Origin of the sequence: Sphingomonas sp. 66-10 (assembly GCF_001897045.1) — a bacterium.
Taxonomy (GTDB): domain Bacteria; phylum Pseudomonadota; class Alphaproteobacteria; order Sphingomonadales; family Sphingomonadaceae; genus Sphingomonas; species Sphingomonas lycopersici.
Genome location: NZ_MKRR01000150.1, coordinates 29,187 through 42,342, shown reverse-complemented (window position 1 = coordinate 42,342; position 13,156 = coordinate 29,187). Strand labels below are relative to the sequence as shown.

Below are 13,156 nucleotides of genomic sequence, written 5' to 3'. Positions count from 1 at the left end.
CTGTGCAGCCAAAGACGCTGATCCTGGATCGTCGCGATCGCGGCGAGCGCGAACGACCCGCCGAGGTTGCGCGTCGCGCTGAACAGCCCGGCGGCATCACCCGCCTCGCGCGGCGGGACCGAGGTGATCGCCGCCTGGTTGAGAAACAGGAAGCCGAGGATCGAGCCGATCCCGCGCAGCAATTGCGAATCGACGAATTGCGCGCCGGTCGCCTGCGCGGTCAGCGTCGTATCGAGCAGGCAGCTCCCCGCCATGATCGCCAGCCCCGCCGCGACCGCGAAACGAATGTCGAAATAACGGATCATCAGCGGGGTGAAGGGCATCATGATCAGCGAGGGGATGCCCGACAGCAGCACCACCTTGCCCGATTGCAGCGCATTATAATCGGCGATCGCAGCGAGGAATTGCGGGATCACATAAGCGGTGCCGTAGAGCACCATCCCGACGACGAACCCCATCAGCGCGACCGCGCCGAACTGGCGATCGAGCAGCAATTTCAATTTGATCACCGGCCGTCTGGCGAAAACCTGCCCGGCGAACAGCAGCAGGAAACCGACGGCGGACAGCACCGTCAGCCACACGATCTCGCTGCTCTGGAACCATTGTTCGCGCTGCCCCTCTTCGAGCACGACGGTGATCCCGCCGAGCCCGAGCGCGAGCCCGGCGATCCCCAGCCAGTCGGCGTTGCGCAGCTCGGCGAACTGCGGCTTCTGATGCGGCATCGTCAGCAGCAGAAGCGTGACGAGCAGGATGCCGACCGGCAGGTTGAGGAAGAAGGCATAATGCCAGCTGACATTCTCGGTCAGCCAGCCGCCGATCAGCGGCCCCTGCACCGGCCCGAGGATCGCGGTGACCCCGAACAAGGCGTTGCCGATCGGCTGCTGCGCGCGCGGCAGCCGGGTGGCGATGATCGTCATCGCGGTGGGAATCAGCGCGCCGCCGGTGAAGCCCTGCCCGACGCGGCCGATGATCATCATCGTCAGGTTGGTCGAAACCCCGCACAGCATCGAGAAAGCGGTGAACAGGCTCGCGGCGATGAGCAGGAATGTACGAAGCCCGAGCAAGCGTTCGAGCCACGCCGACAGCGGGATGATGACGATTTCGGCGACGAGATAGGCGGTGGCGATCCACGTCCCCTCGGTCCCGCTCGCGCCGATCTCGCCCTGGATCGTCGGCAGCGCCGAATTGACGATCGATACGTCGAGCGTCGCCATCATCGCGCCGAGGCTGCCGGCGATCACCGCGAGCCACGCCGACGCGTCGGCGCGCGGCACGGTGCCGGCGGGGGCCGCGGCCCCGGCGGCGGCGGCGGCGCTCACTGGCCGATCCGCTCGTTATGCTGTTGCTGCTCGCGCCGGATGCGGTCCGCCGCGCCCTTCGCGCCGCGCGTATCGACGCTGACCTCGACCGACATGCCGGGGACGAGCAACGCGCGGGTCTCCGGCCCGGGGCTGATCGCGATCCGCACCGGCACGCGCTGGACGATCTTGGTGAAATTGCCGGTGGCGTTCTGCGGCGGCAGCACCGAGAATTGCGCGCCGGTGCCCGGCGAGACGCTGGCGACGCGGCCGGGGATCTCGACCCCGGGCAGCGCGTCGACCGATACCGACACCGGTTGGCCGGGGCGCATCAGCCCGAGCTGGGTCTCCTTGAAATTGGCGGTGATATAGAGGTCCTTGACCGGCACCAGCGTCATCAGCCGGGTCGCCGCCTGGACATATTGGCCTTGCCGCACCGTCTTGCTGCCGACGCGCCCGTCGATCGCCGCGCGGATCAAGGTCGCGCCAAGATTGGTCTCGGCCGCAGCCAGTTGCGCCCGCGCCCCCTCACCCTGCGCGCGCGCCTGCTTGACCTGTGCGTTGAGCGTGCCGATGCGGCGTTCGGCGCTGACCAGCGCGGCCTGCGCTGCGGCGACCTTGGCATCGGCCTGGGTCGCCTGGTTGCGCAATTGCGAGAGCCGCTCGCGGGTCTCCGCGCCGCTCGCAGCGAGCGGCTGATAGCGCGCCACCTCGCTATGCGCATAAGCCGCGTCGGTGCGCGCGGCGGCGAGATCGGCGCGCGCGCGGGTGATCGCGGCCTGCTGCTCGCCGATCTGCGCCTGTACCCCGGTCGCGTTGGCTTCGGCGACGTCGATCTGCGCCTGGCTCTGCGCCGCCTGCGCGTGATAATCGCGCGCGTCGATCTGGACCAGCGGATCGCCCGCCTTCACAGGCTGGTTCTCCGCGACGAACACCTTGTCGACATAGCCCGCGACCTTGGGCGAGACGGTGACGCCATCGGCCTGGACATAAGCGTCGTTGGTCGATTGCTGGTATTTTCCGTAGCTTTCGTAACGCACGAACCCCGCGATGCCGGCGACCACCGCGATCACCGCGGCGATCAGCAGCACGCGGCGGACGCGCGGGTTCTTCAGCGGCGAGGGGCGCGGTTCGGGCGATTCGCTAGCGGCAGGAGGGGGCGTCTGGTCGGCCATAGGTCATTCCCGAAACGGAGATTGCGCGCCTAGATGCTCGCAGTTGCAGCATAATGCAAGACCATGTATTGAGGTTCCTCATGAACTGCGACGATCAACTCATCCAGGGCCTTGCGCGCGTCTATCTCCACCTCCAGCGGCGGGTGAATCGCGAGCTGGCGCAGGAGGGCGGGTCGCTCGCGCGGCTCAAATTGCTGCTGTTCGTCCAGAAGCGCGAGGGCGCCGCGCGCGCGGCGGATATCGCCGATATGTTCGACCTCGCGCCGCGCACCGTGACCGAGGGGCTCGACGCGCTCGAACGCGACGGGCTGATCGTGCGTACCGCCGATCCCGACGACCGCCGGGTCAAGCGGATTGCGGTGACCCCGGCGGGGGAGGGGGTGATCGCCGCCAGCCAGCCGCTGCGCGCGCAATTGCTCGCGGAGACCTTCGCGGTCCTCACCGCGGAGGAGCGGGCCCAGCTCAGCGCGCTGCTCGGCAAGCTCGCCGCGTCGCTCGGCGAGGGATAGACGCCGGCCGCAAGGCGGGCTTGCACCCTCGCGTACCTGTGATATTCTCCTGAACGGTCGCAACGTGCCCCAGAGCATGCGCGGCCGGCAGGAGATGGATGATGGAAAGACTCCAGCCCGAGGTATGTGCCTGCAATATGGGCCTGCTGGCCTGCGCGAGCGGCCTCGCTCTCGCGATTTTCGGCGTCGCTTTCGCGCTGCTGGGCTGATCGCCCCGGCGCATCAGCCACTATTTGCCGCGGCCAACGCCCGGACCAGCGCTCCTGCAGTCTTCATCGCGCTGCCATTTATCGTGTCTTTTTCGAGGGATCGGTCCAATCGCGCGGCGATGTTCCCGATCCGTACGCGAAAGATGAAATCAAAATGAACTCAATGCGTCATTGCGTGTCACCGAAGTGTCACCGGACTGCCCATAACCGATCATAGAGGGCTTCCCCGCGGGCCGATGCAGCCCGGATAGGGGATTTGTCACAATGTCGATTGTTTCGCAGGCGCGTCTGCGTCTTCTCGCTGGTGCTGCGCTGATCGCGCTGCCCGCCGTCGCTCATGCCGCGCCGGGGCCCGCCGCCGATGCCGCCGCCGCGCCGGCCGAGGCGCCCGCCGATACCGATGCCGATGCGAACGGCGGGCTGCAGGATGTCGTCGTCACCGCGACCAAGCGCGAGACCAATTTGCAGAAGACGCCGATCGCGATCTCGGTGGTCGATCCGCAGGTGATGAAGGACCGCCACGTCCAGAGCCTGCTCGATCTCGCCGACGGCGGGGTGCCGTCGCTGCGCATCGCGACCTTCGAGGCGCGCCAGTCGGCGCTCACCGTCGGCATCCGCGGCATCGTGCCGTTCGACGCCAACCAGACCGCGCGCGACCAGGGTGTCGGCGTCTATATCGACGGCGTCTATCTCGGCCGCCAGCAGGGCCTCAACGCCGCGCTGTTCGACGTCGAGCGGATCGAGGTGCTGCGCGGGCCGCAGGGCACGCTGTTCGGCCGCAATACCGAGGGCGGCGCGGTGAGCATCGTCACCCGCGCGCCGACCGGCGAATTCGGCGGCCGCGTTTCGGCCGGGGTCGGCAATTACGGCGGCTATAACGGCGAATTGCACCTCAACCTGCCAGCGATCGCCAATATCTCGTTCAAGATCGACGGGCTCGTCCAGCATCAGGACGCGCTGGTGAAGAACCCGCTGCCGGGCAATTACGGCTGGGGCTATTACAATCGCTACGGCGGCCGCATCACCGCTCTGTGGAAGCCGGTCGACGGGCTGTCGGTCGAGCTGTCCTACGATCGCGCGCGTGACGAGAACACGCCCTTCTACAGCCAGCTCGTCAATTACAACCCGAAGAACCTGCCGGTCGCGACGCTGGCGCAGATCAATGCCAATGGCGGCAAGCTGCCCGCCGGGATGATCGCGCCGCTCTCGCCGCTGGTGAAGGTGAGCGGCGACAAGCGGATGGACGTCGCCGATATCGGCGTGCCGCAGCAGCTCAGCGTCGACAAGACCGACGGTTTCGCAGCGACGATCCGCTACAAGGCCTCGCCCGATATCGAGCTGCGCTCGATCACCGCATGGCGCGGCGTGACGACCGATCAGTGGGACAATTCGGGCGGCGCGCACCGCACCGTGTTCCTGCCCAATGCCAAGTTCAGCCGCTACAGCCTGTCGTGGCTCCACCAGCGCCAGTTCAGCCAGGAACTCCAGGCGGTCGGCAGCCTGCCCAACCTCGATTACGCGGCCGGGCTCTATTATTTCACCGAGCGCGCGCAGGAAGAGGCGGCGACCCCCTCGACCAACCAGTGGAACGCCGACGGCACCGGCTATACCGTGCTCAGCCCGGTCGTCACCGGCCCGATCACCTCGGGCAATCAGGGCTGGGCGCCCGACAATTGGTTCCGCCAGCGCGGCAGCTGGGCGCGCGCGCGCAGCTACGCCGCCTTCGCGCAGGCCACCTACACCCCCGAAGGGCTGGACATGTTCCACCTGACGGTCGGCGGCCGCTACACCAAGGACAAGCGCTACGGCCGGCTCTATCTGATCTCGAACGTCGCGACGCCGTACGAATTCCGCTTCGATAAGAGCCGGTTCGATCCGATGGTCACGCTGGCGGTGGATGCGGCGCAGGGGGTGAATCTCTACGCCAAATATTCGACTGGCTATCGCGCCGGCGGCGCCAACGACCGGTCGAGCGACTTCGGTGCGTTCGGGCCGGAATCGGTCAAGGCCTATGAAGTCGGCGCCAAGATGGACCTGCTCGACCATCGCGTCCGCCTCAACCTCGCGGGCTATATCATGGACCGTTCGGGCACCCAGATCGACTTCGACCATGTCGATACCAGCCCGTTCCTGCCAGGCACCAGCATCCCGAACCCGAACTTCAACCTCCACACCGAGGATACGAAGAACGCACCGGGCAATTCCAAGATTCGTGGCGTCGAGGCCGAGCTGACGGTCAAGCCGGTCGACGGGCTGACGATGGGCGCGTCCTACGCCTATACCTACACCCACATCCCGCTGACGCCGAACCCGCAGGATGCGGGCAAGCTGGCCCCGGTGTTCGTGGTGTTCACCCCGCGCAACGCGGCGTCGGGCTTCGTCGATTACGAAATGCCGGTCGGCGGCGGCGACACCAAGGTCCGGCTGCACCTCGACGCCAATTATGCGAGCAGCATGTACAGCTTCCAGAACGAGGCGACCAAGACCCAGCCGAGCTTCGTCGTCAACGGCCGGATCGCGCTGACCGATATCCAGCTCAACGATCACGGGCAGAAGTTCACGCTCGCCGTGTGGAGCCGCAACCTGTTCAACGAGACGCATATCTATCGTCGCTCGTCGGCCAATGCCGCGGTGCTCGGCGATTACGCCAACTTCAACCCGCCGCGGACCTTCGGCGTGGAGGGCAGCGTCAACTTCTGATCGTTTCGGTCAGAAGCGGGATCGGGCGGGGAGGCGATGCTTCCCCGCTTTTTTTTGTTCGACTCGGTTGTGGGTCCAACTCTCTCTCCTCCGTTCGGGCTGAGCTTGTCGAAGCCCTGCACTTTTCTTCGCAAGAAAGAAGGGCAGCCCTTCGACAAGCTCAGGGCGAACGGATCTTCCTCGAACTTCTAGCCGCCTGCGATCGGCAGCCGGATCGTCACCCGCAGCCCGGGGGCGGCATCTTCGAGCGACAGGGTGCCGCGATGCAGCCGCGCCACCGCATCGACCAGCGGTAGCCCCAGGCCGTGCCCGGCATTGTGGCGGCTCGGTTCGAGCCGGCCGAAGCGGCGCAGCGCGAGCGCGCGATCGCCCGGCGCGATGCCCGGGCCGTTGTCGCGCACCATGATCTCCGCCGCCGCGCCCGCCCCGGTCTCCGCGCGCGTCACCGCCAGCGTGATCGTCGCGCCGGGCGGGGTGTGGCGCAGCGCATTCTCGATCAGGTTGATCAGCGCCTGGCTGAGCAATTGCCGGTCGCCCTCGATCCGCACCGGGGCGCAGCGACCGAGCACCAGCTCGTGCCCCGATTCGGCGGCGACCGCCGTCATCATCTCGCCGATCTCGCCGACCAGCGCGCCGAGATCGAGCGATGCGAAGCCGGCGCGGCGATCGCCGCCCTCCACTTCGGCGATGCGCAGCGTCGCGGCGAACATCGCGAGCAGCGCGTCGCATTGGTCCATCGCCTCGCCGATCTCGTCGGCGAGGCCCGCCGCATCGGGGCGCGCGGCGATCAGCGCGAGCCGGCCGCGCAGCCGCGCGAGCGGGGTGCGCATGTCGTGCGCGATATCGTTGCTGACGTTGCTGATCTGTCGCATCAGCTCGGCGATGCGATCGAGCATATGGTTGAAGGTCGCGGCCTGTTCGGCAAAGGCGCCGCCGGCGGGATCGACCGTGATGCGGCGCTGCATGTCGCCGTCGATGATCGCGCGCGCGGTTTCGCGCACCTCGCCGATCCGCCGGCTGACCAGCGCGCCGAACAGCGCGGTCCCCGCCAGCACGATCAGCACGATCGACCCGAACCCCAGCATATAGAGCCGGCGGCGCGCCTTGTTCTCGCGATCGATCGGTTCGGTCTCGGCGATCGTCGTCAGCGTCAGCCCGCCGCCGGCGTCGCGGACCAGCGCGCGCCCCGCGGAAAGCCCGGTGATGCGGTCGCGTCGCCCCAGTGTGGAATAACCCAGCGCGAGCGGGCGGGCGAGGCGGACGTTGCCGCCCAGCCAATGCCCGCCCGCATCGGTCAGCATGAAGCCGACATTGCCGGTGTCGCGCTCGTCGGTGATCACGTTGATCCGCCCGATAATCGCTGCGACGTCGCCGGGGCGGGTCTGCGACAGCACCGCGTCGCTCAGCGCGTCGATCCGCTCGTCCACCAGTTCGACGATCGCGCGCTGCGTCGCGCGATAGGTGGCGAACCCGGTCAGCGCGACCGCGAGGAAGAAGACCAGCAGGAAGGCGAGCGTCAACGATCGCAGCGACCGCGGTGCCGGCATTTTCTAAAGTCCGTTTTGCAGGCCGGTGCCGCGCGAAATGACCCGACGGGGCATTTCCAAAAAAGCTCTCAATCTCGGAGCATGTAACCGACGCCGCGCACCGTGACGATCGGATCGTCCTCGCCGTCGGCCATCAGCTTGCGCCGCAGCGCGCGGATCTGGACGTCGACGATGTTGGTGGTCGGTTCGAAATCATAGCCCCAGACGCGCTCGATCAGCATCGCGCGGGTCAGCACCGTGCCGGCGTTGCGCGCCAGCTCGGCGAGCAATTGCAGCTCCAGCTTGACCAGGTCGAGCGGGCGTTCGCCGCGCCATGCTCGGAACCGCGTCGGGCTGACGGTGATGTCGCCGACGCAGATCGTGTCGCCGCTGCCGCCGCCGGTGCTGGTCCACTGCCGCCCGCGCACCAGCGCCTTGAGCCGCGCTTCCAGCTCCGCCGCGGGGGTCGGCTTGACGACATAATCGTCGGCGCCGGCCTCCAGCCCCTCGACCTTTTCGGCCGAGCGGCCGAGCGCGCTCAGCATCACCACGGGGAGCGTCTTGCCGCTCTCGCGCAGCCGCCGCAGGATCGCGGTGCCGTCCATATGCGGGAGCATCCGATCGAGGATCGCGGCGTCGAACGGTTCGCGATCGATCGCCTGCAATGCCGTCATGCCGTCGGGTGCCACCGTCACCGCATGATCCAGCGCGCGCAATTCCTCGGCCAGCGTCGCGGCATAGCCATCGTCGTCTTCCACCAGCAGCAGGTTCATGGCCACACCTCATCCAACAATCATTTACCGACATATGGCGGTAGCGGCCGCGGACCAAGTGAACGTTCTGTCATTGACAGCCGCGCCGCTTTCGCGTGGTGGGGCGGGAAGGATAGAGCGAGGATGCGATGGGCGAGCATTACGACGTGCTGATCGTTGGGGGCGGCCACGGCGGCGCGCAGGCGGCGGTGGCGCTCCGGCAGCGCAAGTTCGCCGGCACGATCGCGATCGTCGGTGATGAGCCCGAGCTTCCCTATGAGCGCCCGCCGCTGTCGAAGGACTATCTGTCGCGCGAGAAGGAGTTCGAGCGCATCCTGATCCGCCCCGCGGCCTTCTGGGCGGACAAGGAGGTGGCGATGCTGCTCGGCCGGCGCGTCGTCTCGGTTGACGCGGCGGCGCATCGGGTGACCACCGACGACGGCGCGACGATCGATTACGGCAAACTGATCTGGGCGACCGGCGGCAGCCCGCGGCGGCTGACCTGCGACGGCCACGACCTCACCGGGGTTCATGCGGTGCGCACCCGCGCCGATGTCGACCGGCTGATGGGCGAGCTCGAGGCGACGCGCCGCGTGGTGGTGATCGGCGGCGGCTATATCGGGCTTGAGGCGGCGGCGGTGCTCGCCAAGCTCGGCAAGCAGGTGACGGTGCTCGAGGCGCTGCCGCGCGTGCTGGCGCGCGTCGCGGGCGAGCCCTTGTCGCGCTTCTACGAGGCGGAGCATCGCGCGCATGGCGTCGAGGTGCGGCTCGGCGCGATGGTCGCCGGGCTGGAGGAGCGCGACGGCGCGGTGTCGGGGGTCAGGCTCACCGGCGGGGAAATCCTGCCGTGCGAAATGGTTATCGTCGGGATCGGCATCGTCCCCGCGGTCGAGCCGCTGATCGCGGCGGGCGCGGCCGGGGGCAACGGGGTCGATGTCGACGCGCATTGCCGCACCAGCCTCGCCGACATCTATGCGATCGGCGATTGCGCCGCGCATGAGAGCGGCTTCGCGGGGGGCGCGCGGATCCGGCTCGAATCGGTCCAGAACGCCAATGATCAGGCGATGACGGTGGCCAAATCGATCACCGGCGAGCCGCAGGCTTATGACGCGGTGCCGTGGTTCTGGTCGAACCAATATGACCTCCGCCTCCAGACGGTCGGGCTGTCGACCGGGCATGACGAGGTGGTGGTGCGCGGCGATATCGCGGCGCGGTCGTTCAGCGTGATCTATCTCAAGGCGGGGCGGGTGATCGCGCTCGATTGCGTCAACGCGACCAAGGATTATGTCCAGGGGCGCGCATTGGTGGTGGGCGGCGCGGCGATCGCGCCGGAACGACTTGCCGACGCGAGCGTCCCGCTCAAGGAGATTAGCGCGGCTTAGAGCCGATCGATATTCGGCTTAACAGCGCGCACGCGGTCTTGCCTTTTGCCGTCACGCCGGCCTTTGATCCGGCATCCCGATGCTACAATCCAACAGGAGCCTGCCAGCATGAAAACCCGCGCCGCCGTCGCGTTCGAGGCGAAGAAGCCGCTGGAGATCGTCGAACTCGATCTCGAAGGCCCCAAGGCGGGCGAGGTGCTGGTCGAGATCATGGCGACCGGCATCTGCCACACCGACGCCTATACGCTCGACGGGTTCGATTCGGAGGGGCTGTTCCCCTCGATCCTCGGGCATGAAGGCTGCGGCATCGTCCGCGAGGTGGGGCCGGGGGTGACCAGCGTCGCGCCCGACGATCACGTCATTCCGCTCTACACGCCGGAATGCCGCCAGTGTAAATCGTGCCTCAGCCAGAAGACCAATTTGTGCACCGCGATCCGCGCGACGCAGGGCAAGGGGCTGATGCCCGACGGCACGAGCCGGTTCAGCTACAAGGGCCAGACCATCTATCACTACATGGGCTGCTCGACCTTCTCGAACTTCACCGTGCTGCCCGAGATCGCGGTGGCGAAGATCCGCACCGACGCGCCGTTCGACACCAGCTGCTATATCGGTTGCGGGGTCACCACCGGGGTCGGCGCGGTGGTCAACACCGCCAAGGTCGAGCCGGGCGCGACCGTCATCGTCTTCGGGCTCGGCGGGATCGGCTTGAACGTGATCCAGGGCGCCAGGTTCGCCGGCGCGGCGCGGATCATCGGCGTCGATATCAACCCCGATCGCGAGGCATGGGGCCGCAAGTTCGGGATGACCGATTTCGTCAACCCGAAGAACGCCGGCGATATCGTCCAGCATCTCATCGCGATGACCGACGGCGGCGGCGATTATACCTTCGATTGCACCGGCAACACCGTGGTGATGCGCCAGGCGCTCGAATCGGCGCACCGCGGCTGGGGCGAATCGATCGTCATCGGGGTCGCCGAATCGGGCAAGGAAATCGCGACGCGGCCGTTCCAGCTCGTCACCGGGCGGGTGTGGAAGGGCACCGCGTTCGGCGGCGCGCGCGGCCGCACCGACGTGCCCAAGATCGTCGACTGGTATATGAACGGGCTGATCCAGATCGATCCGATGATCACCCACCGGCTGTCGCTGGAGGAGATCAACAAGGGCTTCGACCTGATGCACGCGGGCGAGAGCATCCGTTCGGTCGTGGTCTATTGATGGAAACGGTCTCGACCAATCACGCGTTCGGCGGGGTGCAGGGCGTCTACCGCCACGCCTCCGCCGCGACCGGCACCGAGATGACCTTCGCGGTCTACGTCCCGCCGCATGCGCCGGGGGCGAAGCTGCCGGTGGTATGGTATCTCTCGGGGCTGACCTGCACCCACGCCAATGCCACCGAAAAGGGCGAATATCGCCGCGCGGCGGCGGAGCTGGGGCTGATCGTCGTGACGCCCGATACCAGCCCGCGGGGCGAAGGCGTGCCTGATGATCCCGACGGTGCCTATGATTTCGGGCTCGGCGCGGGCTTCTATGTCGACGCGACCGAGGCGCCCTGGGCGACGCATTATCGCATGTGGTCCTATATCACCGACGAATTGCCCGCGCTGGTCGCGGCGCATTTCCCGGTCGATATCGCGCGCCAGTCGATCACCGGGCATTCGATGGGCGGCCACGGCGCGCTGACGATCGGGCTCAGCTTCCCCGATCGCTATCGTGCGGTTTCGGCCTTTGCGCCGATCGTCGCGCCGTCGCAGGTGCCGTGGGGCGAGAAGGCGCTCGGCGGCTATCTCGGCGCGGACCGTGCGGCGTGGCGCAGGCACGATGCGGTGGCGCTGATCGAGGATGGCGCGCGGGTGCCGGCGCTGCTGGTCGATCAGGGCGAGGCGGATCAGTTCCTTGCGGGACAGCTCCGGCCCGAGCTGCTTGCGGCGGCGTGCGAGAAGGCGGGGATTCCGCTGACGCTGCGGATGCAATCGGGATATGATCACAGCTATTATTTCATCTCCACCTTCATGGCCGATCATCTCGCCTGGCATGCCGAACGGCTGAAATAAGCCCTTGTGCTCCCGCGAAGGCGGGAGCCCAGTCTGGGTCCCCGCCTTCGCGGGGACACAGTTGGGGCGGCGCTCAGCTTGTCGTCTGACCGCCGCCGGTGCCTGCGTCCTCGGGCGCGGCACCCTCCGGCGGGGCAATATTGCGATGAACCCGCACCCCGGCGACGAGCGACGAATGCGCCGCGCCCGGTGTGGTCACCGCCGCCGCTGGGGTGAGCTTCGCCGCGATCGCCGATTGGTCGCGGTGGATCGTCACCGACCCGACGGTCTCGCTGGCGCTGTCGCCGGCGTCGCCGCTGCGGTGCACCGTCACGCCGTTGCCAGCCCCTGCGAGCGTCATGCCGACTTCGGGCTCGAACCCGTCGTAGCGCTGGCGGAAGGCGAGCGCATTTTCCATCGCGTCGCGCCAGCGGTAGAAGATATGCGAGCCGACCATGCCGATCCGCGTCAGGCTCGGCGCCCACCACGGCGACACGTAATTGGCGTGATAATGCGTCGCCGACCCGACCGGGGCATAGACCTCGCCGGCGAGTGCCGCGAGCGCCACCGCGCGGGCGCGCGCCCAGGCGACCGGCTCGCGCGGGCGCATCAAAGATCCGTCGCAGGTGAAGGTGAACTGGCAGCCGGTGCTGCGATCCGATCCCTGATAGACCACGCCGCACACGCTCTTGGGAAAGGCGCGGTCGCGGACGCGGTTGAGCACCACCTGCGCCACCGCGCGCTCGCCGTCGACCGGCTCGGAGCGCGCTTCGTAATAGACCGCCTGGGTCAGGCAATCGAGCGCGCGCGCGGCATCGTCGGGGGCCTGGATCCCGGTGTCGAACGCGGGCGCGGCGTTATAGACCGCGGGTCGCGCGATCCGCGCCAGCGCGGTTTCCTCGATCAGGTCGGTCGGCACGTCGAGCTCGAGCCGCTCGAGCAATTCGCGCGGATCCTTCACCGGGCGCTGCGGCGCGCTGGCCGCGGCCAATGCGGCATAGCTCGGCGCCCGCTGCTGCGGCACGCACGAGGTTGCCAGCGCGAGGGCCGGCACGGCAAGAAGAATCGCTTTCAGCATCGCCCCCGACCGAAACAGCGGTCGATCACGGGGTAAATCAGAGCGGCTAAGAGGCGGTTAACGGCGGCGGCGCTTGTCGCGCGACCGTTATTGCCGCACACCGTGAAACCAGGCGGAAGAAGAGGTGGGGATGCAGGAAAAGCGCGCGCTGGGGGTGTGGGCGGCGCTGGCGCTGGTCGTCGGCAATATGATCGGATCGGGCATCTATCTGCTCCCCGCGACGCTCGCCCCGCTGGGCACCAATGCGATGATCGGCTGGGTGGTGACGATCGCCGGGGCGATGTGTCTCGCCTTCGTCTTCGCGCGGCTCGCGGCGCTGATCCCGGCGGCGGGCGGGCCTTATGCCTTTGCCAATGCCGCATTCGGCCCGGCGACCGGCTTTGCGGTGGCGTGGAGCTATTGGGTGCTGGTGTGGGCCGGCAATGGCGCGATCGCGGTTGCCGTCGTCAGCGCGCTGAGCCTGCCCTTTCCGGTGCTCGGCAGCGGCCTCCCCGCGG

Annotated in this window: 11 protein-coding genes (1 of these 11 running past the window's edge); 6 read left to right on the top strand and 5 right to left on the bottom strand. The window is 67.8% G+C overall.

Annotated elements, in window-relative coordinates; genetic code table 11:
- Both BGN95_RS22980 and BGN95_RS22975 read right to left on the bottom strand, forming a co-directional pair.
- On the bottom strand, positions 1-1,319 hold a 1,319-nt coding region (locus BGN95_RS22980), incomplete at its 3' end, for a DHA2 family efflux MFS transporter permease subunit (protein ID WP_502688340.1).
- Positions 1,316-2,473, bottom strand: coding sequence for an HlyD family secretion protein (locus BGN95_RS22975; RefSeq protein ID WP_286774133.1), 1,158 nt, complete (start codon positions 2,471-2,473; stop codon positions 1,316-1,318). The genes BGN95_RS22975 and BGN95_RS22980, both read right to left, overlap by 4 nt.
- 80 nt (positions 2,474-2,553) lie before the next feature.
- On the opposite strand from BGN95_RS22975, the gene BGN95_RS22970 reads away from it, so the two are divergent.
- A complete protein-coding gene (locus BGN95_RS22970) occupies positions 2,554-2,982 on the top strand; it encodes a MarR family winged helix-turn-helix transcriptional regulator (protein ID WP_286774132.1) in 429 nt (142 codons plus the stop codon).
- 473 nt (positions 2,983-3,455) lie between these two features.
- On the top strand, positions 3,456-5,891 hold the full coding sequence (locus BGN95_RS22965; RefSeq protein ID WP_286774131.1) for a TonB-dependent receptor: 2,436 nt from the start codon (positions 3,456-3,458) through the stop codon (positions 5,889-5,891).
- A 188-nt stretch (positions 5,892-6,079) separates the two neighbouring features.
- Here the strand turns inward: BGN95_RS22965 and BGN95_RS22960 are convergent, their stop codons facing one another.
- Both BGN95_RS22960 and BGN95_RS22955 read right to left on the bottom strand, forming a co-directional pair.
- Positions 6,080-7,438: a sensor histidine kinase gene (locus BGN95_RS22960; protein WP_286774130.1), complete on the bottom strand. Its 1,359-nt coding sequence runs from the start codon at positions 7,436-7,438 to the stop codon at positions 6,080-6,082.
- 68 nt (positions 7,439-7,506) lie between these two features.
- The gene (locus BGN95_RS22955) at positions 7,507-8,190 is read right to left on the bottom strand and encodes a response regulator transcription factor (RefSeq protein WP_265270627.1); all 684 of its coding nucleotides are present in this window, start codon (positions 8,188-8,190) and stop codon (positions 7,507-7,509) included.
- Between the two features lie 128 nt (positions 8,191-8,318).
- Here BGN95_RS22955 and BGN95_RS22950 point away from each other — a divergent pair, with 128 nt between their 5' ends.
- From BGN95_RS22950 to fghA, 3 genes are all read left to right on the top strand, one after another.
- Positions 8,319-9,551 (top strand): NAD(P)/FAD-dependent oxidoreductase, encoded by a 1,233-nt coding sequence (locus tag BGN95_RS22950; protein ID WP_286774129.1) that lies wholly within the window; start codon positions 8,319-8,321, stop codon positions 9,549-9,551.
- Positions 9,552-9,659: 108 nt separating this feature from the next.
- On the top strand, positions 9,660-10,766 hold the full coding sequence (locus BGN95_RS22945; RefSeq protein WP_286774128.1) for an S-(hydroxymethyl)glutathione dehydrogenase/class III alcohol dehydrogenase: 1,107 nt from the start codon (positions 9,660-9,662) through the stop codon (positions 10,764-10,766).
- Entirely contained in the window at positions 10,766-11,602 is an 837-nt protein-coding gene (gene fghA / locus BGN95_RS22940) for an S-formylglutathione hydrolase (RefSeq protein ID WP_286774127.1), read from the top strand. Before BGN95_RS22945 ends, fghA begins: the two co-directional genes overlap by 1 nt.
- Positions 11,603-11,675: 73 nt before the next feature.
- Here fghA and BGN95_RS22935 read toward each other — a convergent pair whose 3' ends face one another.
- Complete coding sequence (locus BGN95_RS22935) at positions 11,676-12,659, bottom strand: cell wall hydrolase (protein ID WP_286774126.1); 984 nt, start codon at positions 12,657-12,659, stop codon at positions 11,676-11,678.
- A gap of 130 nt (positions 12,660-12,789) precedes the next feature.
- Here BGN95_RS22935 and BGN95_RS22930 point away from each other — a divergent pair, with 130 nt between their 5' ends.
- Positions 12,790-13,156, top strand: partial view of an amino acid permease gene (locus BGN95_RS22930; protein ID WP_286774125.1) — the 5' portion only. Its footprint extends 71 nt past the window's final position; 367 of the gene's 438 nt are visible here — the first part of the coding sequence; its start codon is at positions 12,790-12,792; its stop codon lies beyond the right edge, outside the window.